This is a genomic window from Streptomyces sp. NPDC026377, assembly GCF_055567715.1.
On the sequence record NZ_JBVHPV010000007.1, the window covers coordinates 250,492 to 270,454 of the forward strand.

18 protein-coding genes and 1 pseudogene are annotated in these 19,963 nt (G+C 73.1%); 10 read left to right on the plus strand and 9 right to left on the minus strand.

The window, feature by feature from the left end; all coding sequences use genetic code 11:
• Positions 1-49: 49 nt before the first annotated feature.
• Positions 50-1,369 (plus strand): streptophobe family protein, encoded by a 1,320-nt coding sequence (locus ACZ4MU_RS17585; RefSeq protein ID WP_467876942.1) that lies wholly within the window; start codon positions 50-52, stop codon positions 1,367-1,369.
• Positions 1,370-1,437: 68 nt separating this feature from the next.
• Here ACZ4MU_RS17585 and ACZ4MU_RS17590 read toward each other — a convergent pair whose 3' ends face one another.
• From ACZ4MU_RS17590 to ACZ4MU_RS17615, 6 genes are all read right to left on the minus strand, one after another.
• The gene (locus tag ACZ4MU_RS17590; protein WP_467876944.1) at positions 1,438-2,436 is read right to left on the minus strand and encodes a serine/threonine-protein kinase; all 999 of its coding nucleotides are present in this window, start codon (positions 2,434-2,436) and stop codon (positions 1,438-1,440) included.
• Positions 2,436-3,047, minus strand: a complete 612-nt coding sequence (locus ACZ4MU_RS17595) for a hypothetical protein (RefSeq protein WP_467876947.1) — start codon at positions 3,045-3,047, stop codon at positions 2,436-2,438. The genes ACZ4MU_RS17590 and ACZ4MU_RS17595 overlap by 1 nt, the downstream gene beginning before the upstream one ends.
• 10 nt (positions 3,048-3,057) lie before the next feature.
• Complete coding sequence (locus tag ACZ4MU_RS17600) at positions 3,058-5,409, minus strand: ABC transporter ATP-binding protein/permease (RefSeq protein WP_467876949.1); 2,352 nt, start codon at positions 5,407-5,409, stop codon at positions 3,058-3,060.
• A 207-nt stretch (positions 5,410-5,616) separates the two neighbouring features.
• Complete coding sequence (locus tag ACZ4MU_RS17605; protein WP_467876952.1) at positions 5,617-6,453, minus strand: amino acid ABC transporter ATP-binding protein; 837 nt, start codon at positions 6,451-6,453, stop codon at positions 5,617-5,619.
• Between the two features lie 7 nt (positions 6,454-6,460).
• On the minus strand, positions 6,461-7,261 hold the full coding sequence (locus ACZ4MU_RS17610) for an amino acid ABC transporter permease (RefSeq protein WP_467876954.1): 801 nt from the start codon (positions 7,259-7,261) through the stop codon (positions 6,461-6,463).
• Entirely contained in the window at positions 7,258-8,088 is an 831-nt protein-coding gene (locus ACZ4MU_RS17615) for a transporter substrate-binding domain-containing protein (RefSeq protein ID WP_467876956.1), read from the minus strand. Before ACZ4MU_RS17615 ends, ACZ4MU_RS17610 begins: the two co-directional genes overlap by 4 nt.
• A 224-nt stretch (positions 8,089-8,312) precedes the next feature.
• Here ACZ4MU_RS17615 and ACZ4MU_RS17620 point away from each other — a divergent pair, with 224 nt between their 5' ends.
• Together ACZ4MU_RS17620 and ACZ4MU_RS17625 are read left to right on the plus strand one after the other, a co-directional pair.
• Entirely contained in the window at positions 8,313-9,143 is an 831-nt protein-coding gene (locus ACZ4MU_RS17620) for an SAM-dependent methyltransferase (RefSeq protein ID WP_467876959.1), read from the plus strand.
• A 178-nt stretch (positions 9,144-9,321) separates the two neighbouring features.
• Positions 9,322-9,993, plus strand: coding sequence for a DUF6445 family protein (locus ACZ4MU_RS17625; protein ID WP_467876962.1), 672 nt, complete (start codon positions 9,322-9,324; stop codon positions 9,991-9,993).
• A gap of 31 nt (positions 9,994-10,024) precedes the next feature.
• Here ACZ4MU_RS17625 and ACZ4MU_RS17630 read toward each other — a convergent pair whose 3' ends face one another.
• Positions 10,025-10,831, minus strand: coding sequence for a putative protein N(5)-glutamine methyltransferase (locus ACZ4MU_RS17630; protein ID WP_467876964.1), 807 nt, complete (start codon positions 10,829-10,831; stop codon positions 10,025-10,027).
• A 142-nt stretch (positions 10,832-10,973) separates the two neighbouring features.
• Here ACZ4MU_RS17630 and ACZ4MU_RS17635 point away from each other — a divergent pair, with 142 nt between their 5' ends.
• The 4 genes from ACZ4MU_RS17635 to ACZ4MU_RS17650 all read left to right on the plus strand — a co-directional run bounded on the left by ACZ4MU_RS17635 (position 10,974) and on the right by ACZ4MU_RS17650 (position 13,011).
• Positions 10,974-11,297: a putative quinol monooxygenase gene (locus ACZ4MU_RS17635; protein WP_467876966.1), complete on the plus strand. Its 324-nt coding sequence runs from the start codon at positions 10,974-10,976 to the stop codon at positions 11,295-11,297.
• 45 nt (positions 11,298-11,342) lie between these two features.
• Positions 11,343-12,056: a class I SAM-dependent methyltransferase gene (locus ACZ4MU_RS17640; protein WP_467876968.1), complete on the plus strand. Its 714-nt coding sequence runs from the start codon at positions 11,343-11,345 to the stop codon at positions 12,054-12,056.
• Positions 12,057-12,222: 166 nt separating this feature from the next.
• The gene (locus ACZ4MU_RS17645) at positions 12,223-12,411 is read left to right on the plus strand and encodes a hypothetical protein (RefSeq protein ID WP_467876971.1); all 189 of its coding nucleotides are present in this window, start codon (positions 12,223-12,225) and stop codon (positions 12,409-12,411) included.
• Positions 12,412-12,594: 183 nt separating this feature from the next.
• Positions 12,595-13,011 carry an SsgA family sporulation/cell division regulator gene (locus ACZ4MU_RS17650; protein ID WP_467876974.1) on the plus strand — a complete coding sequence of 139 codons (417 nt, stop codon included), beginning with the start codon at positions 12,595-12,597 and terminating at the stop codon, positions 13,009-13,011.
• 26 nt (positions 13,012-13,037) lie between these two features.
• Here the strand turns inward: ACZ4MU_RS17650 and xylB are convergent, their stop codons facing one another.
• Complete coding sequence (gene xylB / locus ACZ4MU_RS17655) at positions 13,038-14,510, minus strand: xylulokinase (RefSeq protein ID WP_467876977.1); 1,473 nt, start codon at positions 14,508-14,510, stop codon at positions 13,038-13,040.
• 183 nt (positions 14,511-14,693) lie between these two features.
• Here xylB and xylA point away from each other — a divergent pair, with 183 nt between their 5' ends.
• Positions 14,694-15,863 (plus strand): xylose isomerase, encoded by a 1,170-nt coding sequence (xylA, locus tag ACZ4MU_RS17660; protein WP_467876979.1) that lies wholly within the window; start codon positions 14,694-14,696, stop codon positions 15,861-15,863.
• A gap of 339 nt (positions 15,864-16,202) precedes the next feature.
• On the opposite strand, the gene ACZ4MU_RS17665 is transcribed toward xylA, so the two are convergent.
• Entirely contained in the window at positions 16,203-17,429 is a 1,227-nt protein-coding gene (locus ACZ4MU_RS17665) for an ROK family protein (protein WP_467876982.1), read from the minus strand.
• 97 nt (positions 17,430-17,526) lie between these two features.
• Here ACZ4MU_RS17665 and ACZ4MU_RS17670 point away from each other — a divergent pair, with 97 nt between their 5' ends.
• Positions 17,527-18,189 (plus strand): LUD domain-containing protein, encoded by a 663-nt coding sequence (locus ACZ4MU_RS17670; RefSeq protein WP_467876985.1) that lies wholly within the window; start codon positions 17,527-17,529, stop codon positions 18,187-18,189.
• Positions 18,190-18,550: 361 nt separating this feature from the next.
• Positions 18,551-19,960: pseudogene (locus tag ACZ4MU_RS17675) on the plus strand (alpha-amylase); the annotation flags it as partial.
• Positions 19,961-19,963: the final 3 nt, after the last annotated feature.

Here is a 19,963-nt window from a genome sequence, read left to right on the forward strand (position 1 = left end):
GGCCCCCCACGACGGGCGGACCGCCCCGGTGCTGCTTAGCGTGACAGACGTGAGCCAGGACAAACCGCCCGAATTGTCGTCGGGGAAGAGACGCGCGCGCCATGGCTGGGCCGAGGCCCTCGTGGCGGTGCTGACCGGCCTGGTCGCCATGGCCGCCGTCGCCGCCCTCGGGCTGCTCGCGGCCGGGGCGTCCGACCTGCCCGACCACGCCCTCCCGCAGGTCGTCGCCGCCGTGGTCGTCCTGGCGGTCGGCGGCTCCGTCGCCGTCAAGGGCGACGCCGGGGCGATCGGTGACACCGACGCCGGGCTGACCGTGCTGCCGCTCTCCGTCTCGCTCGTCGGCGCGCTGCTCGTCGCCGCCGGGTTCCTGCGTCCGCTGCGGCACCGGGCCGTGGCGAGCACCCGCGAACTCGCCCTGTGGGCCGCCCGGGTGGCCGTGCTGTGGCTCCTGGCGCTCCTCGGTCTCTCCTTCCTCGCCCGCAAGCGATTCACCATCGGCCTGGGCGGCGGCGACCTCGGTGACATCGGGGACCTGCTGGGCGCCACACCCCGTATCGGGTTCGAGACCGATGTGCCGCTCACCCTTCTCTTCGGGCTGCTCTGGCTCGCCGGGCTGCTCTTCCTCGCCCTGGTGGTCTCCCGCAGGGCCCCGCTCCCCGCCCGGCTGCTGCGCTTCCAGGAGTCGGTGCGCCCGGCCGCGTTCGCGATGGTCGCGCTGCTGCTGGCGTACGTGGCGCTGGGGATCGTGGCGGGGCTGGTGGTCGCGGTGGTGCGCGGGCATACGGCGGAGACCTTCGCGGTGATCCTGCTCGGCCTGCCGAACCTCGTCTGGCTCGCCCTCACCCTCGGGCTCGGCACCTCCTGGGAAGGCCGGGTGGACGGGCCGTTCGGGCTGCCCGTGCCGCACGTACTGGACCAGGTGCTGCGTACGCCCGACCTCTCCACCCTGAATCTGCGCACCCTCGCCGACTACGACGGGCGGGCCTGGTGGCTGCTCGCCGTCGCCGCCGTGCTGGTCCTGGCCGCCGGGTTCCTGATGGCGGCCCGCTCGCCCGCCCGGATCCGGGCGTGGCAGCACGCCCTCCACCTGGCCCTGGCGCTCGCCCTCACCGTGCTCGCGGTCTGTCTGCTCTCCCGGATCTCCGCGCACTACGGCCTGTCCCTCCTCGGCATCGGCGACCTCGGCGGCGGTCTGTCGGGCCAGGTGTCGCTGAAGCCGCGGCTCTGGACGGGGCTGGGCTTCGCCGTGCTGTGGGGGCTGGTCGCGGGCTTCCTGGGCAGTCTGCTCGCCCGCCGCGTCCGGCGGCGCGGGGAGGTCGAGCCGGAAGGAAGACCCCTGGCCGACCGCCCCCAGGACCCCTCCGGCTGACGCCGACCCCACCCTCAGGACCTTTCCGGCCGACGCCCACCGCGCCCCAGAACCTTTCCGGCCGACGCCTACCCCACCCCCGGAAACACCGGCCGCGCCCACTCCGGCGGCCGCGGTGGCGGTCCCGGCGCGTCCGGAGCGCCGACCACCCGCAGATCCACCCGTGTCGGCGCATGCCCTCCCGGCCCCACGCCCTTGGCCGCCGCGCGCAGCGCGGCCACGAACGCCAGGCAGGAGTCGTAGCGGTCGTCCGGGATCTTCGCCAGTGCCTTCGCCATCACACCGTCGACCTCGGCGGCGATGTCGGGGCGCCGCTCGGTCAGCGCCGGCGGCTGGTCGTACTGGTGCGCCCACAGCAGCGCCATGTCGTCGTCGCGCTGGAACGGCGGGGTGCCCGCCATCGTCTCGTAGACCACGCACGCGAGGCTGTAGACGTCGCAGCGGCCGTCCACCGGGCGGCCCGAGATCTGCTCGGGCGCCACGTAGTCGAGGGTGCCGACGAACTGGCCGACCGTGGTGAACCCGGTCAGCGACAGGGACTTCTTCGTCAGTCCGAAGTCGGTGAGGTAGACGTGCTCGGGATGGTCGCTGTCGGTGCCGGGGGCCACCAGGATGTTGCCCGGTTTCACATCGCGGTGGACGAGGTCGTGCTCGTGGGCGGCGTCCAGCGCGGACGCCACCTGGGCGGCGATCCTGGCCGCCGTCGCGACCGGCAGCGGACCTTCCTGGTCGAGGAGCGCCCGAAGATCGCGCCCGGCGACGTACCGCATGGCGATGTACAGGACGCCGTCGGTCTCCCCGGCCTCGAAGACGGGCACGATGTGCGGGTGGTCGATCGCGGCGGCCACCCGCGACTCATGGGTGAAGCGTCGGCGGAACGTGTCGTTGCGGGCCAGTTCGGGGGCGAGCAGCTTCAGCGCGACCGTGCGCTCCAGGCGCAGATCGCGGGCCCGGTACACCACGGCCATCCCGCCGCGCCCGATCTCCCGCTCGATGCGGTACCCGGCGATCCGCCGTCCGACGAGATCGGCGGGGCGCCCGGCGTCGAGCTCCCGCTCGGGTGCCATCAGCTGTCACCGGGCCGGGCGCGGGCGCCGTCCACGCCCCCGGGGTAGGGCCCGGCGCCGTCCGTGCCGACCACCCGGGTCGCGTCGGCGGGCCCCGGGGCGTCGGCGCCCGGGCGCGCCGCGGACGGCGGCGCGGAGGCCGCGAAGGTGCTCAGCCGCGTCCCGTCGCAGTACACCCACCGCTCGTGCTCCGCGTCGTAGAGCCACACCGCCTCCCCGTCCACGACGATCCCGGCGCGCAGCCCGTGGGTGCGCCGCCGGAACGTCTCGCCGTCCAGGCGCCCGGCCGCCAGGTCCTCCGCCGCGCCCCGGTAGCGGTTCAGCATGTCCTGGACGCGGGCGAGCAGCGGGCGCGGGTCGGCCGTACGGGCCAGCGGCGCGCCCGCCACCGGCGGCCCCTGCGGGACGGCGACCAGCAGGCGGCCGTCGACCCAGGCCGACCAGGTGTTGGCGCACAGCACGCGGGCCCAGTCGCCCCGCCGGTCGACGAGCTGCACCGGCAGCAGCGCGTCCAGCGGCACCGTGGGGCGGGTGGTGTCCGGGCTCTCCCAGGCGTCGAGTCCGCCGGGAGGGACCACATGGGTGGGACGGAAGTCCACGGGAGCGCTCATCGGCGGCCGCCTACTTCCGCATCACGGCGGGCTCATGGCGCCGCAGCAGCCGGGCGACCGCGAAGCCGAAGAGCACCGACAGGGCCACCAGCATGCCCATGTCGAGCAGCCACACGCCCGCGTCGTGCTTGAAGAGGGGGTCGCCGGTCAGTTCGCCCGGCACGATCCTGGACAGCCCGATCGTGCCCGCCATCCCGCCGAGCGCCCACCGGGAGGGCACCAGCCAGGCCAGCTGCTCGATGCCCGGGACGCCGTGCAGCTTCAACAGCGCTCCGCAGAAGACCACCTGGACGATGGCGAGCAGCACCAGCAGCGGCATCGTCACCTCCTCCTTGCGCACCAGCGCCGAGACGAGCAGGCCGAGCATCATCGCGGTGAAGGAGAGCAGGGCCACCGCCACCGTGATCTCCACCAGCGGGGGCAGGATCACGCCCTTGCCGCCCGGGGCGTTCAGCTTGACTCCGAAGAGGGCCACCAGGGTCAGGACGACGGCCTGGAGGACCGTGATCGTCCCCAGGACCACCACCTTGGACATCAGATACGCCGATCTGGAGAGCCCCACGGCCCGTTCGCGCTGGTAGATCACGCGCTCCTTGACCAACTCCCGTACGGCGTTGGCCGCCCCCGTGAGCACACCGCCGACACACAGGATGAGCAGCGCGTTCATCGCCGTCTCCTGGGTCAGCCTGCCGCCCGCGAGGGCGCGTGCCATGGCGCCCATGACGAAGGGCAGCGCGATCATGATGGCGAGGAAGGTCCGGTCGGCGCCGAGCGCGGCCGCGTACCGGCGCACCAGGGTGCTCAGCTGGGCGCCCCAGCTCTGCGCCTTGGGCGGTTGGCCCACCACCCGGGCGGCGGCGGCCCGGCCGAGGTGCGGCTGGGCGCTGGAGGCGACCACGTACCGCTGGTGGAAGGGCGAGCGGGCGTAGTCGCCCGCCCAGTCCCGTTCGCCGTCGCGCTCGAAGGCCTCGAACGCCTCCGGCCACTCCTCGAAGCCGAAGAAGTCCAGGGTCTCGCGGGGCGGCCCGTAGTACGCGATGTGCCCGCCGGGTGCCAGGACGAGGATGCGGTCGCAGATGTCGAGGCTGAGGACGCTGTGGGTGACGACGATGACGGTGCGGCCGTCGTCCGCGAGGCCGCGCAGCATGTGCATCACCGAGCGGTCCATGCCCGGGTCGAGGCCGGAGGTGGGCTCGTCGAGGAAGAGCAGCGACGGCTTGGTGAGCAGTTCCAGGGCGACGCTCACCCGCTTGCGCTGGCCGCCGGAGAGGCTGTGGATGGGCTGGTCGGCGCGCTGCTGGAGGCCGAGTTCGCCGATCACCTCGTCGACCCGGGCGCGGCGCTCGGCCTTGGCGGTGTCCTGCGGGAAGCGCAGCTCGGCGGCGTAGCCCAGCGCCCGGCGCACGGTGAGCTGGGCGTGCAGGATGTCGTCCTGGGGGACGAGCCCGATGCGCTGGCGCAGTTCGGCGTAGTCGCGGTAGAGGTCGCGGCCGTCGTAGAGGACCGTGCCCCGGTCGGCGGGGCGCAGCCCGGTCAGGGCGTTGAGCAGGGTGGACTTCCCGGCGCCGCTCGGCCCGACCACGGCGAGCAGGCACTTCTCGCCGACCGGGAAGGAGACCTGGTCGAGGAGGGTCTTGCGGCCCCGGTCGACGGCGACCGTGAGGTCCTGGACGTCGAGCGAGACCTCGCCGGTGTCGACGAACTCCTGGAGTTCGTCCCCGACCAGGCAGAACGCCGAGTGGCCGACGCCGACGATGTCACCGTCCGAGACGGCGGCGCGGGCGACGGGCTGGCCGTTGAGGAAGGTGCCGTTGTGGCTGCCGAGGTCGACGATCTCGTAGCCGCCGTCGGGGCGGGTGCGCAGTTCGGCGTGCTGGCGGGAGACCACCAGGTCGTCGACGACCAGGTCGTTGTCGGGGGCGCGGCCGATCCGTACGGTCCTGGCGGGCAGCGGCCGTACCGAGGTGGGCTGCCGGAAGGCGCCCGTGGCGGAGGGCATGGACACGGCCGACAGCCGCTCGGGCGCGCGCACCGGGGGCGGGGCGCGCCCCACCAGCACGGCACGGGGGCCGTCGGCGGGGCTGCCGAAGCGGATGACGCTGCCGGGGCCCACACCCCACTCGTGCACGCGCCGGCCGTCCGCGTACGTTCCGTTGGTGCTGCCCTCGTCCTCGACCGTCCAGTGGCCGCCCGCCGCACGCAGCACCGCGTGGTGCCACGAGACGCGGGCGTCGTCGATGACGATCTCGCTGAGGGGGTCGCGCCCGACGTGGTAGTCCCGGCTCGGACTCATCACCGTGGAGCCGGTGTCGGTCTCCAGGACGAGTTCGGGCGCTGTCGGCGCGGCAGACCGCTCTCCCATGGATGGAATTCTACCTATTGGTCCGATGGTGTGCCTGGTGATGGACGCGGGCCCACCGGCGGTATACCGCCAGGGTTTACTGCCGGCCCGGTCCACGCCGCCGGGATGACGGCCCACGTCATACGCCCGCGGGACGCGGATCCGGCCCTTCGGCCCCTGGATTCCGGCGTGGACCGCCCGGCACCCGCGCACCGGGGCCACCGCGCCTCAGCCGGGCCCGTCCCCCGGCGGCTGGTGCGAGGTCGGGGGAGCCTCCGCCGCCGGGTCCAGGATGCGGTTGAGGAAGTTCCTGGTCCGCTCCTCCCTCGGGGCGCCCACGACCTGCGCGGCCGGGCCCTGTTCGACGACGACGCCGGCGTCCATGAACACCACCCGGTCCGCGACCTCCCGGGCGAAGCTCATCTCATGGGTGACCACCATCATCGTCATGCCCTCGCCCGCGAGCATCCGCATCACCGCCAGGACGTCCCCCACCAGCTCCGGGTCGAGCGCCGAGGTCGGCTCGTCGAAGAGCATCACCTCGGGGCCCATGGCGAGCGCCCGGGCGATGGCGACACGCTGCTGCTGGCCGCCGGAGAGCTGGGCCGGATAGGCACCGGCCTTGTCGGCGAGCCCCACCCGGTCCAGGTTCTCGCGGGCCACGGCGGCGGCCTTCGCCCTGTCCCGGCGCAGCACCCGGCGCTGGGGCAGCACCAGGTTCTCGGTCACGGTGATGTGCGGGAAGAGGTTGAACTGCTGGAAGACCATGCCGATGCGGCGGCGCACCGCGTCGATGTCGACGTCCAGGTCGGTGACCTCGGTGCCGCCGACGAACACCTGGCCCGCGCTCGGCTCCTCCAGCAGGTTCACACAGCGCAGCAGTGTCGACTTGCCCGACCCCGAGGGGCCGATGACGCACACCACCTCGCCGCGGGCGACCTCCAGGTCGATCCCGCGCAGCACCTCGTTGTCCCCGAAGGACTTGCGCAGTCCCCGGATCTCGATCTCGTTGCGCGGCACCTCATCGCGCGGCATCTCGCTTCGCGGCATCTCGTTCTGTGGCATCGCTTCCTCACCTCGCCCGGTCGGCACGGGCCTCTAGGCGGCGCACCACGAAACTCAGGGGCACGGTCACCATCAGATAGCAGAGCCCGGCGACCAGGATCGGGGTGGAGTTGGCGCTCTGGCTGGCCAGGTCCCTGCCGTACTTGGTCAGCTCCCGCTCCTCCAGGGTCACCCCGAGGAAGAGCACGAGCGAGGAGTCCTTGAAGAGCAGCACCAGTTCGTTGGTCAGCGGCGGGATGACGATCCGGAACGCCTGCGGGATGATCACCGACACCATGGCCCGGGCGTGCGAGAACCCCAGCGAGCGGGCCGCCTCCATCTGGCCCTTGGGCACGGCCTGGATCCCCGCCCTGATCGTCTCGGCCATGTAGGCCGCGGCGACCAGGCCGAGTCCGAGGGCGACCTTGCCGTACGTACCGCCGGGGATCTCCGTGCCCGGGAAGGCCAGCGGGACCGCCACCCCCACGAAGATGAAGATCAGCAGGGCGGGCAGACCGCGGAACAGCTCGATGTAGATGCCCGCCACCCAGCGGTAGGGCGCCACGGACGAGAGCCGCATCAGCGCGACGACCAGACCGAGGACCAGGCCGAAGGCGAAACCGGAGAGCGTGTACACCACGGTGTTGCGCAGGGCGATGGTGATGATCTCCGGGAAGAGCCTCCCGACGAGGTCCTTCTGGGCGAACTGGTTCCGCAGCCGGTCCCAGTCGGCCAGCACGCCGATGGTGACCAGCACCGCCACGAAGACCGCGTACTGGATGCCCTGCGAGACGCGCCTTCGTTGACGCCTCGTCAGGCGGGAGGTCACGGCTGGACCTTGGGCAGCGGGCCGATCCACTCCTCATAGATCTTCTTGTACGTGCCGTTCGCCTTGGCGTCCGTGATCGCCTTGTCGATGGCGGCGAGCAGCTTGCTGTTGCCCTTCTTGACCGAGAAGCCGTACTGCTCGCCGGTCGCGATGTTCGCCACCAGGGCGAACCGGTCGGCGTTGGCCTTGTCCTTGAGCCAGCCCTGGACCACCGGGTAGTCGATCACCACGGCGTCGACCTGGCCGGTGCGCAGGCCGTTGAGCACCGCGTCGGAGCTCTCGAAGGCGACCGGGTTGAAGCCCTTGCCCGTGGCGTAGCTCTCGCCGGTGGTCTCGGCCTGCGCGCCGAGCTTGCGGCCCTTGGCCTTGAGATCGGCGAGCGAGGTGATACCGCTCTTCTTGGTGGCGAGGAGCGCCTGCGTGGCGTCGAAGTAGGGGACGGAGAAGTCCACGTTCTTCTTGCGCTCGTCGGTGATGGTCATACCGGCGGCGGCCAGATCGCACTCGCCGGAGTTGAGGAAGGCGCCGGTCTTGAAGTTCTCGAACGGGGTGTCGAGGATCTTCTGTTCGACCTTGAGGTTCTTGGCGACGAGGTCGATCAGGGACACGTCGAAGCCCACGACCTTGCCGTTCCGCTCCGACTGGAACGGCGGGTACGGCAGATGGGTGCAGGTGGTCAGCTTGCCCTTCTTGACCACCGGCACGCCGCCGGCGGCCTCGCCGGCGCCGTCCCCGCCCGAGGAGCAGCCGGTGGCGGCGAGCAGCAGTCCTGCCGCGGTGGCTGCGGCGGTGGACAGATTGCGGATACGGTGAGCCGTCCTGGTCACGGTTGACCTCCATCGGTACGGGGGTGGCTGAGGAGCGGAACCGTTCAGCCATGATCGTATGAGACTGGGGGTGACTTCGCCCCCGAACGCGGCAGGCGCGCCGATGACGTCGTCCGGGACACCCGCCTGCCGGGACGCCGGCCGACGGGGTTCCGGGACGCGGGTCAACTTGGCCATCTAGGCTGATCATTGACCGTTCCACCAGGCCCCAGGAGACGACGCCCGTGACCGAGAACCCGGCCCCCCTCGACGCCCCCGAGCACGTTCGGAGCAGAATCAACACCTCCCAGCCGCACACGGCCCGGATCTGGAACTACTGGCTCGGCGGCAAGGACAACTACGAGGTCGACCGCGCGGTCGGCGACCAGATCCGCGAGCTCCACCCCGGCATCGGCGACTACGCCCGCGCCGACCGGCTCTTCCTCGGCCGCGCCGTGCGCCACCTGGTGGCCGAGCGGGGCATCCGGCAGTTCCTCGACATCGGCACCGGTCTGCCCACCGCCGACAACACCCACGAGGTGGCGCAGAGCATCGCCCCCGAGTCGCGGATCGTCTACGTCGACAACGACCCGCTGGTGCTCGCCCACGCCCGGGCCCTGCTGACCAGCACGCCCGAGGGCCGGACCGACTACCTCGACGCGGATCTGCGCGATGTGGACAGCATCATGGAACACGCCTCGAAGACGCTGGACTTGAGCCGGCCCGTCGCGCTGATGCTGCTCGGCGTGGTCATCTTCATCGAGGACGACGACCAGGCGTACGGCCTGGTGCGCGACCTCATGGAGCGGCTGGCCCCCGGCAGCTTCCTCGTCCTGTCGCACACGGTGACCCACCCCGAGATGCCGGACGTCGACCGGGCGGTGGCGTTCTGGAACGAGCACGGCACCCCCAAGCTCACCCAGCGCACCCCCGAGCAGACCGCCCGCTTCTTCGACGGCCTGGAGCTCCTGGAGCCCGGGGTGGTCTCGTGCTCGCGCTGGCGGCCCGAGGAGGCCGGGGGCGAGGGCGAGCCGGCCGAGGTGGCCATGTTCGGCGGCGTCGGCCGCAAGGCCTGACCTGCCGCGGAGTCGTCTCCTGGGACGAAAATGGCTCCGCCTTTGCCATTGCGGGGACCTCCCGCCGGGATGTCCCCGCAATGCGCCCTTCGTCACCGGAGCGGCTTCACCGCACCTTGAGGCAAGGTTGACCAACGCGACGACGGATGCGGAAGGTTGCGGACGTAGGTTCGGCCGCATGGCCCCCACCCCTCCCGCCCTCCCGGTCCTGCCGTACCGCACACCCACACGCGGCCGGGACTACTGGGTCCTCGACGACGTCCTGCCCAACGCCGACGAGGTCCGCGCGCGCTGCCTCGCCACGGACGACTGGGTCGAGGGATTCCCCCGCAAGCCCGAGACCTGGCCGGGACTGCGCACGATGCCGGGCCTGGCGCCCGGCGAACTCGCCCGGGTGGAGCGCCTGGTCAAGAAGGCGACCGGGGCCCGAGAGCTGTGGCTGGAGAAGGCCCCCGGCGGCGCCACGCTCAACCACAACTGCGTCCAGGTCGTCGGCAGGGACGAGGGCGAGCCGCGCCCGCACACCGACTCGCGCGCGCTGTGCCGGTACGCGGCCGTGCTCTACCTCAACCCGGGCGTGCCCAGGGACTGCGGTACCAGCTTCTACCGCCAGAGCCTGCCGGGCGGTGTCCTGGGCGGCAATCTGGTCGCGGCGCCGCACACCAGCCTGGTCGAGGCGCTCGGCACCCGGTTCGTGCCGCCCGGCTCCTTCACCGAGGACCTCCGCGTCGCCCACCGCTACAACCGACTGCTCCTCTACAACGCCAACCTGATCCACACGGCCACCGGCTACTGGGGCAGCACCCTGGAGGACAGCCGGATGACGGCCGTCTTCTTCTGGATGGCCTGATGGTGGACGGCCCGCCCGGACCGCCCGGGGGTTACGGTGTGCGGGCCGCCGGGGCGGGCCGGGTGGCGACGACGACCGTGGCGTAGCGCTCCTCGCAGGTCGCCACCTGCGGGACGAGACCGCCCGCGGTGACCGCCGCGACGGCCGAGGGCACCTGGTGCTCGCCGGTCTCGAAGAGCAGCCGCCCGCCGGGGGCCAGCCAGAGCGCCGCCTCGGCCGTGACCCGGCGCAGCACGTCCAGACCGTCGGCGCCGCCGTCGAGCGCCACCCGGGCCTCATGGACCCGCGCCTCCGAGGGGAGCAGCTCGATCTCCTCGCTCGGCACGTACGGCACATTGGCGAGCAGGACGTCCACCCGGCCGCGCAGCACGGCCGGGAGCGCGGCGAACAGATCGCCCCGGTGGACCCGGCCCCCGGCGGCGGTGACATTGCGCCGGGCGCACTCCACGGCCGCCGGGTCGACGTCGGCGGCGTACAGTTCGGCGCCGGTGAGCCCGGCGACGAGCGCCACACCCAACGCCCCCGAGCCGCAGCACAGATCCACCACGACCGCGCCCGCAGGAGCGAGCGCCGCGGCCCGCTCCACCAGGAACTCCGTACGCCGCCGCGGCACGAAGACGCCGGGGTCCACCGCGACCCGTATCCCGGCGAACTCCGCCCAGCCCAGGACGTGTTCGAGGGGCAGGCCCTCGGCACGCCGCGCCACCATGGCGCCGAGTTCGGCGGCGGTGCGGGCGGTGGAGAGCAGCAACTCCGCCTCGTCCTCGGCGAAGACACAGCCGGCGGCGCGGAGCCGGGTCACGACGGCGGAGCGGGACAGTGCGGTAATGGGTCTCACCTGGGGTGTGGGGCCGGAACCCGTCCGGGTCCGGAACGCCTGCGGGGCGCGGTCACCCTACCCCGGGCGTGCCGAGGGGCTGTCCGGGGCGTGTCGAGGGGCGGAGTGACGTTTCCGCGCATACCATGCATAGAATGACCTAATGATCTTTATTGTCGTCAAGTTCCCCGTGAAGCCCGAGTACGCCGAGGAGTGGCCCCAGCACGTCGCGGACTTCACCAGCGCCACCCGGGCCGAGCCGGGCAACCTCTGGTACGAGTGGTCCCGCAGCCTGGAGGACCCGAACACCTACGTGCTGGTCGAGGCCTTCGAGGACGGCGCGGGCGAGGCGCACGTCGACTCCGACCACTTCCGGGCCGCCATGGAGACGATGCGCCCGCTGCTGCGCCGCACGCCCGACATCGTGAGCACCACCATCGAGGGTACGACGGGGTGGAGCGCCATGGGCGAGCTGAAGGTCGACTAGTCGACCTCGGTGGCGGCAGGCGCGGGTGCCCCTATGCTGAGGGCGATGTTCGCTCCCCAGGGCCCCACCGTCCGTGAACTGGCCGTCCAGGCGCTGTCGTCGGTCGAGCGCGGATACGACCTGCTCGCCCCGAAGTTCGACCTCACGCCGTACCGCACCCCGGACCCGGTCCTCCACGCCGTCACGCGTGTCCTGGCCGCACTCGGTCCCTTCGGCCGCGGCCTCGACCTGTGCTGCGGCACCGGCGCGGGACTGGATGTGCTGCGCGCGGTGTGCCGTGAGCGGGCCACGGGCGTGGACTTCAGCGCCGGGATGCTCGCCGCGGGCCGGGCGCGCGACGCCGGGGACGCCGACTGGATCCGCGCCGACGCCCGCGCCCTGCCGTTCCGGGACGCCTTCGACCTGGTGGTGAGCTTCGGGGCGTTCGGGCACTTCCTGCCCGCCGAGCGGCCCGGGCTCTTCGCCCAGGTCCGCTCGGTGCTCACGCCCGGCGGCCGGTTCGCGTTCCCGGTCGCGGCCCCCGCCCGCCCCGGCACACCGGGCTACTGGGCGCTGCTCGGCTTCGACGCGGCGATGCGGGTGCGCAATGCGCTGTGGCGGCCCCCGTTCGTCATGTACTACCGGGACTTCGGGCTCGCCGACCTCCGCGCGGAGCTGGCCGGGGCCGGATTCCATGTGGATCTCCACGCGCTGGAGGAGCTCGGCAGGCGCCCCGACGGGAGCCCCCGCTGCCGCCTGGTGGTCGCGACGGCCCGCTGAACACCGACGGCCCTCACCTGCGTTGATAACACCCCGTAATGCTCGTGTGGCGCCCGGTGAGCGGGAGTCGTACCGTGACGGAGGTGGTTTCCACCGGATCGCCGCCGCGAGGCGGCCGGACGGTATCCGACACTCTCGGGGTCACGAGGTGAGGACCTTGCCCTCCGTGCACTTTCCTCTGATGCTCGCGCTGGCCGCGGCTTCGTTCTTCCTCTGGCGCAAAGGCGGCACCAAGCTGTCCCACGCGCTCACCTGCGCCGGCTTCGGCTTCTACTTCGCCGATACGGCGGTAGCCCCCTCGCTGCACAGCGCCGTCAACTCGGTGATGGGCATGCTCGGCCAGCTCGGCGGCTGAGCACGCCCCCGGGGCGGATTCAGGCGTCCGCCGCCCAACTGCCGTGGAGGTGGCGCCAGGCCCCCGGTCCACCGGGCCCTTCCGGGGTTTTCGTACGAAATCCCAGGCAAGGTGTTGAATGTGCGACTAGTGAGATGATGTGATGCGGGTCACAGATCGGGAGTGGCAGCAAGGAGCACGCCGATGTCCACCACCGTCGAACAGTCCGTCCTGGCCCGCCTCGTCACCGACGCGCACCACAGCGTCCCCGTCCCCGTCACCCTCACCTACGACGGCGCCGACCCGCTGGCCGTCCGGATGGTGTTCCCGGCCCAGGTCTCCCTGGACGGCACCGGCGTGACCTGGGTCTTCGCCCGCAACCTCATCGACCGTGGGCTGCGCGCCCCGGCCGGCACCGGCGATGTGCGCGTACGGCCGCTCGACGCCGCCCGGACCCTGGTGGAGCTGCGCTCCCCGGACGGCCTGGCGCTCCTCGAATTCGGTACGGCGGCGCTGCGCCGCTTCCTCGTCCTCAGCTACGCGGAGGTCTCCGCCGAGGCCGAGAACCAGGACCTCGACATGGACAGCGCCCTGGCCGAGCTGCTGCGCCAGAGCCGGTGAGCGCGCCGGCCCGCTGAGGCCGGTCGTCAGCCGAGCACCGGCGCCGCCCGCTCCAGGACGGCGCCGATGCGCTCCCAGGCGGCCGTGTCGCGGGCGACCGGCTCCAGCGCGGTCCCCTCGCCGGTGCCCCACACGGCCGCGGTCGCCACCGGGTCCGCGCCGGTGGCGGCCGCCGAGGCGAGGGCCGCGGCGCCCAGCGCGACCAGCTCCGTCTCCCGGGGCACCAGGACCGGCCGGCCCGAGAGCCGTCGTACGGTCTCGACCCAGGTGCGGCCCCGGGCGCCCCCGCCGATCAGCCGCAGCGGACGGCCGGCGGCGTCCGGGCCCGCCGGATCGAGCCCGCACGCGCGCAGCAGGTCGTCGAGGGCGCGCAGGGCGGTGAAGACCGCGCCTTCGTAGGCCGCGCCCAGCAGTTGGGGGCCTGTCGTGGCGTGCCGCAGCCCCGTGAGCAGTCCGGCCGCGGTCGGCAGGTCGGGCGTGCGCTCGCCGTCGAGGTAGGGCAGGAGCACGGCCTCGCCCCCGGGCTCCGCCTCGTCGCGGCCGAGGCCGAGCAGGGCCGCGATGCGGTCCACGGCGAGTGTGCAGTTGAGGGTGCAGGCGAGCGGCAGGAAGGTGCCGTCGGTCGCGGCGAACCCGGAGAGCTCGCGGGAGGCGGGGCGGGTGCGGGTGGCGGCGAAGACGGTGCCCGAGGTGCCCAGGCTGAGGACGGGGTGGTCGAGCAGACCGGCGCCGCCGAGCCCGAGCCCCACGGCCGCGGCCATGTTGTCCCCGGTGCCGGCGGCGACCGCGGTCCCGGCGGGCAGCCCGAGGGCGTCGGCGGCCCGCGCCGTCAGGGATCCGACGCGGGTGGCGCCGGTGGCGGCGACCTCGGGCAGCAGAGCCGCGTCCAGGCCGAGGAGGTCGAGCAGTACGGGGTCGTAGGCACCGGTCGCCGTCGCGTACCAGCCGGTGCCGGAGGCGTCCCCGGGGTCGGTCGCGGCGGTTCCGGCGAGGCGCTCGGTGAGGAAGTCGTGGGGGAGGCGGACCCGGGCGGCGGCCGAGGCGTGCGCGGGCTCGTTCTCCCGCAGCCAGCGCCACTTGGCGGCGGTCACGGCGGCGACGGGCACCGAGCCGGTGCGCGCGGTCCACGCGTCCGGGCCGCCGAGCGCCTCGGTGAGGGCGGCGGCCTGCGGGGCGGAGCGGGTGTCGTTCCACAGCAGTGCCGGACGCAGTGGCCGGCCGGCGCGGTCCAGGACGACCAGGCCGTGCTGCTGCCCGGCGACCGCGATGCCGGTGACGGCCGATGCGGGTACTCCCGCCTCCCCGAGTCCGGCCGCCACCGCCTCGCGCAGCGCCCGCCACCACTGCTCGGGGTCGCTCTCGCGCGCCCCGGCGCTGCCGTCGACGCGGTGCGGGGCGCGGCCCACGGCGAGCGTCCGCCCGGTCTCCGCGTCCGCGAGCAGGGCCTTGGTGGACTGGGTGGAGCTGTCCACCCCGATGACGACCGGGGCCTGCGGCATACGGCACCCCTCTCCCGCGCACGGCGCGCGTACGGACGCGCCGGATGTATTTGCGCGTGCCTGGAACAAATTAGGCGACGGCCCGGGGTTCCGGAAGTCGCAGCGATCATGTCATATTCGTCAGGTCAGTAAACAAATAGCAGCCGGGCCCTCAGGGCGCCCCGCACCGAGGTGGACACGACGATGACGGAACGCTTCACACCCACCCCCGAGGACAAGTTCACCTTCGGTCTGTGGACCGTCGGCTGGCAGGGACGCGACCCGTTCGGCGACGCGACCCGGCCCGCCCTCGACCCGGTAGCGACCGTCCACCGGCTCGCGGAGCTCGGGGCGTACGGGGTGACCTTCCACGACGACGACCTCATCCCGTTCGGCGCGTCCGGCGCCGAACGCGACGCCCACGTCAAGCGCTTCCGCGCGGCCCTGGACGCCACCGGCCTCGCGGTCCCCATGGCCACCACCAACCTCTTCACCCACCCCGTCTTCAAGGACGGCGCCTTCACCGCCAACGACCGGGACATCCGCCGGTACGCGCTGCGCAAGACGATCCGCAACATCGACCTCGCCGTGGAGCTCGGCGCCCGGGTGTACGTGGCGTGGGGTGGGCGCGAGGGCGCGGAGTCGGGGGCCGCCAAGGACGTACGGGTGGCGCTCGACCGGCTGAAGGAGGCCTTCGACCTGCTGGGCGAGTACGTCGTGAGCCAGGGGTACGACCTGCGGTTCGCGGTCGAGCCCAAGCCGAACGAGCCGCGCGGGGACATCCTGCTGCCCACGGTCGGGCACGCGCTGGCCTTCATCGAACGCCTGGAGCGCCCGGAGCTCGTCGGGGTCAACCCGGAGACGGGCCACGAGCAGATGGCCGGGCTCAACTTCACCCACGGCGTCGCCCAGGCGCTCTGGGCCGGGAAGCTCTTCCACATCGACCTCAACGGCCAGTCCGGCATCAAGTACGACCAGGACCTGCGGTTCGGGGCGGGCAATCTGCGCGACGCGTTCTGGCTGGTCGACCTGTTGGAGTCGGCGGGCTACGAGGGGCCGCGCCACTTCGACTTCAAGCCGCCGCGCACGGAGGACGCCGAGGGGGTGTGGGCCTCGGCGGCCGGCAACATGCGCACCTATCTGATCCTGCGCGAGCGTGCGGCGGCCTTCCGTGCCGACCCGGCGGTACAGGAGGCGCTGCGGGCCTCCCGCCTGGACGACCTCGCCCGGCCGACGGCGGAGGACGGCCTGGCCGGACTGCTCGGGGACCGCGCGGCCTTCGAGGACTTCGACGCGGAGGCGGCGGGGGCCCGGGGGATGGCCTTCGAGCAGCTGGACCAGCTGGCGTTGGAGCACCTTACGGGGGTGCGCTGAGGGGTCGGCAGGGAGGGCCCGGGTCGGGGCGGACGGGCCGGGTTCGGGCGCGGACGGCCCGGGTTGCGGTGGACGGACCGGGTTCGGGCGGGGGCGACCCGGAGCTCGGCCCGGCCCGGACCCGGGCGCGGGGGGGCCCGGTCCGGCACCCGGCCTTCACCTGGTCCAGCACCCGGCCCGGCCTTCACCTGGTCCAGCACCCGGCCCGGCCTTCACCTGGTCCAGCACCCGGCCCGGCCCGCCGCCCGGCCTGGCACCCGGACCGGCACCCGGACCGGCTCCGAGCAGGGTGGCCCGGCACGTGGCCCCCGTCCCGGGCGGGGCACCCCGCCACCCCCCTCAGCCCGTCGCCCACCCCGCCGGATCGTCCAGCACCGCCTCCACCACCAGCGCCGCCGCGCCCCGGGCCGCGTCCCCCGCCAGGGACGAGGGGCGCAGCCGGCCGCTGTCGCGGGGCCACAGGCCCGAGACCACCCGGGCGGCGAGCTCGGCCGCGGCCGGGGGAGCGAGCCACGGGGACAGCGTGCGATAGACGCCGCCCAGGACCACGCTCTGCGGGTCCAGGAGGTTCACGGCGCCCGCCAGCACCCGGCCCAGCATCCGGCCGGCCGTCTCCAGCGCCGCCAGTGCCCGCTCCTCGCCCGCCCGGGCCCGGCGCTCCAGCTCGGCCACGCCCGCGGCCCCGGCGCCCTCCTCGATGCCCGCGCCGCGCAGCAGCGCCGACTGGCCCGCGTACTGCTCCAGACAGCCCCGGGCCCCGCACCGGCACTCGGGGCCGGACGGGTCCACCGGGACGTGGCCGATCTCCCCGGCGAAGCCGTGCGCGCCGCGCAGGAGTTCACCGTCGACGACGAGGGCGCCGCCCACGCCGATCTCGCCGGAGAGGTAGAGGAACGTACGGGTCTCGCCCGGGCCGCCGAACCACAGCTCGGCCAGCGCCGCCAAGTTGGCCTCGTTCTCCGAACGCACCGCGAGGGCCGGGGCGCCGGGGCACCGCGCGAGGGCGCGCGCGAACAGGTCGTCGGCCGGTACGCCGTTCCACCCCAGGTTCGGTGCCTGGCGCACGGTGCCGGCCGCGACCAGACCCGGCAGCGCGAGCGTCACCCCGGCGGGCCGCAGCTCCTGCTGCCGGGCGGACTCCAGCGCCCGCGAGGTGAGCCGCGCCGCCCGGGCCAGCACCTCGGCGGGTGGCCCGCCCCGGTTGTCCAGGTGCTCGGTGAGCCGGACCCGGTCGGTTCCGGCCAGATCCACCACGCACACGGAGGTGTAGTCGACGTTGATCTCGACGCCGACTCCCGCGACACCGGTCCTGGCCGGCTTGAGGACGGTGCCGGGGCGCCCCGCCTGCCCGCTGAAGGTCTTGCCCGACTCGGTGAGGAACCCGCCCTCCAGCAACTGTTCGACCAGCGAGGACACGGACGCCCTGGTCAGTCCGACGCGCCCCGCCACGGCCGCCCGGGTGGTCTCGCCCTCGTCGTGGACCGCCCGCAGCACCAGACTGAGGTTGTGCCGGCGCACGGTGTCCTTGTCGGCCTTGGGCGCCAGCGGGGCGAGGTTGCTCTTCATGTCGTGGCCGAGCCTATGCGATGGGCGGGGCGCCTCAGTTGTCCGATCCAGCGGCGCTCGAACGGCGCTCGCGTCCCGGCGCCTAGGTTCTGCGGGCATGAGCGAGAAGACCATCACCAGTGAGAGGGCCGTCACCGTACTGCCCGCCGACGAGTCCTTCGCCGTCGCCGCGAGCGCCGAGAGCGTGGAGCGGGCCGCCGAGGCCCTGCGGGGCAACGGATTTACGGTGCACGTAGTGGACACCGCCGCCGACGCCCGCGCGCTCGTGGCCGGCCTGCTGCCCACCGACGAGGCGATCTTCGTCTCCACCAGCGAGACCCTGCGGCTCTCCGGGATCCAGGAGGACATCGACGCCTCCGGCCGCTACCGGAGCGTCCGCGCCGAGCAGGCGGACTGGGACCCGCGCGCCCGCCGCGACGAGGTGCGCGTCACCCGCTCCGCGCCGGATGTCGTCGTCGGCAGCGTGCACGCCGTGACCGAGGACGGCCGGCTCGTCACCGCGTCCGCGAGCGGCAGCCAGCTCGCCGCGTACGCGTTCGGCGCGGGCCGGGCGATCTGGGTGGTCGGAGCCCAGAAGGTCGTCGCGGACCTGGACACCGCGCTGCGCCGTATCGAGACGTACGCGCTGCCGAAGGAGGACGTCCGTGCTCAGCGGGTGATGGGCCGGCGCAGCGTGCTCGCCAAGATCCTGATCAACGGGCGCGAGGTCGTCCCGTACCGCGGCACCGTCGTCCTGGTCCGCGAGGCGATCGGGTTCTGAGCGGACCCTTCCCGCACGCATCGCCCTCCGAAGCCGCCGCACCCCCCCCGGTGCGGCGGCTTCGGGCGTTCAGGGGACGAGTTCGCGCCATCGCCCGGCCGAAGCGTGGTTGAACGTAACACCTCTGCAATCCCTTGCGAAAGACCTTGCGGAGGGAAAGTGGAGAGAAAACGCGGAGATTTCCCCGGCGTGACGAGGGTGTGTCCAAAGGGTTGACCAGCTGGTCCAGGCCGCCTACGGTCACGACCGCAATAGCTTTCCGGTTGTTTCAGCAAGAACATTCAGAGCCCTTAGGAGCGGCGGGCCGCGCCGTTCCGCGAGGCCGCTCCGTCCCCCGCGTTTCCGCCACGGAGGTCCCCCCATGGACGCCAGCACCCCCCGCACCCGTACGCGCAGAACCCTGGCCGCCGCCCTCGCACTCGTCGCCGGAGCGGCGAGCGGCGTCGTGGTCGGCGCCCCGCAGGCGGGGGCCGCCGCGCCGGGGCCCAAGGACGTGACCGCCGTCCTGTTCGAGTGGAACTTCGCGTCGGTGGCCCGCGCCTGCACCGACGAACTCGGCCCCGACGGCTATGGATACGTCCAGGTGTCCCCGCCCCAGGAACGGATACAGGGCGACGCCTGGTGGACCGCCTACCAGCCCGTGAGCTACCGGATCGGCAGCCGGCTCGGCGACCGCGCCGCCTTCCGCTCCATGGTGGACACCTGCCACGCGGCGGGCGTCAAGGTCGTCGCCGACGCGGTGGTCAACCACATGACCAGCGGCTCCGGCACCGGCTCGGCGGGCTCGGCGTACGGCAAGTACGACTACCCCGGCACCTACTCCGCCGCCGACCTGGACGACTGCCGGGCACAGGTCGGCAACTACCAGGACCGCTGGAACGTCCAGCACTGCGAACTCGTCGGCCTGGCCGACCTCGACACCGGCGAGGAACACGTCCGAGCCACCGTCGCGGGGTACCTGAACGACCTGCTCTCGCTCGGCGTCGACGGCTTCCGGATCGACGCCGCCAAACACATCCCCGAGGACGACCTGTCCGCCATCAAGTCCCGGCTGAGCAATCCGGGCGTCTACTGGAAGCAGGAGACGATCTACGGCGCGGGCGAGGCCGTACAGCCCACCGAGTACCTCGACACCGGGGACGTCCAGGAGTTCCGCTACGGCTGGGACCTCAAGCGGGTCTTCACCAACGAGAAGCTCGCGTACCTGAAGAACTTCGGCGAGGGCTGGGGCTATCTGACCGGGGGCAAGGCGTCGGTCTTCGTCGACAACCACGACACCGAGCGCGGCGGGCAGACACTCACCTACAACGACGGCGCCCGCTACACCCTGGCCCATGTCTTCATGCTGGCCTGGCCCTACGGCTCCCCGGACGTCCACTCCGGCTATGTGTTCAGCGACAAGGACGCGGGAGCGCCCAACGGCGGCCGGGTGAACGCCTGTTACAGCGACGGATGGAAGTGCCAGCACGCGTGGCCGGAGATCCGATCCATGGTCAACTTCCGCACCACGGCGGGCACCGCGCCGGTGACCAACTGGTGGGACAACGGCGGCAACGCCATCGCCTTCGGGCGCGGCGCCAGGGCGTACGCGGTCCTCAACCACGAGGGCTCGCCGCTCACCCGCACCTTCCAGACGTCGCTCCCGGCGGGCGGCTACTGCGATGTGCAGAGCGGCAGGACCGTCACGGTCGACGGCTCCGGGCGGTTCACCGCGACCCTGGGCGCCGACACCGCCCTGGCCCTGCACACCGGCGCCCGCACCTGCGGCGGCAGG

What these genes read in the sequence shown, in the direction of transcription:
- ACZ4MU_RS17625 (WP_467876962.1), top strand. Translation starts at nt 9,322, where the DNA reads ATGGCCCCCACCCCTCCCGCCCTCCCGGTCCTGCCGTACCGCACACCC.
- ACZ4MU_RS17665 (WP_467876982.1), bottom strand. Translation starts at nt 17,429, where the DNA reads ATGAAGAGCAACCTCGCCCCGCTGGCGCCCAAGGCCGACAAGGACACC.
- ACZ4MU_RS17590 (WP_467876944.1), bottom strand. Translation starts at nt 2,436, where the DNA reads ATGGCACCCGAGCGGGAGCTCGACGCCGGGCGCCCCGCCGATCTCGTC.
- ACZ4MU_RS17640 (WP_467876968.1), top strand. Translation starts at nt 11,343, where the DNA reads ATGTTCGCTCCCCAGGGCCCCACCGTCCGTGAACTGGCCGTCCAGGCG.
- ACZ4MU_RS17600 (WP_467876949.1), bottom strand. Translation starts at nt 5,409, where the DNA reads ATGGGAGAGCGGTCTGCCGCGCCGACAGCGCCCGAACTCGTCCTGGAG.
- ACZ4MU_RS17605 (WP_467876952.1), bottom strand. Translation starts at nt 6,453, where the DNA reads ATGCCACAGAACGAGATGCCGCGAAGCGAGATGCCGCGCGATGAGGTG.
- xylA (WP_467876979.1), top strand. Translation starts at nt 14,694, where the DNA reads ATGACGGAACGCTTCACACCCACCCCCGAGGACAAGTTCACCTTCGGT.
- xylB (WP_467876977.1), bottom strand. Translation starts at nt 14,510, where the DNA reads ATGCCGCAGGCCCCGGTCGTCATCGGGGTGGACAGCTCCACCCAGTCC.
- ACZ4MU_RS17595 (WP_467876947.1), bottom strand. Translation starts at nt 3,047, where the DNA reads ATGAGCGCTCCCGTGGACTTCCGTCCCACCCATGTGGTCCCTCCCGGC.
- ACZ4MU_RS17650 (WP_467876974.1), top strand. Translation starts at nt 12,595, where the DNA reads ATGTCCACCACCGTCGAACAGTCCGTCCTGGCCCGCCTCGTCACCGAC.
- ACZ4MU_RS17635 (WP_467876966.1), top strand. Translation starts at nt 10,974, where the DNA reads ATGATCTTTATTGTCGTCAAGTTCCCCGTGAAGCCCGAGTACGCCGAG.
- ACZ4MU_RS17670 (WP_467876985.1), top strand. Translation starts at nt 17,527, where the DNA reads ATGAGCGAGAAGACCATCACCAGTGAGAGGGCCGTCACCGTACTGCCC.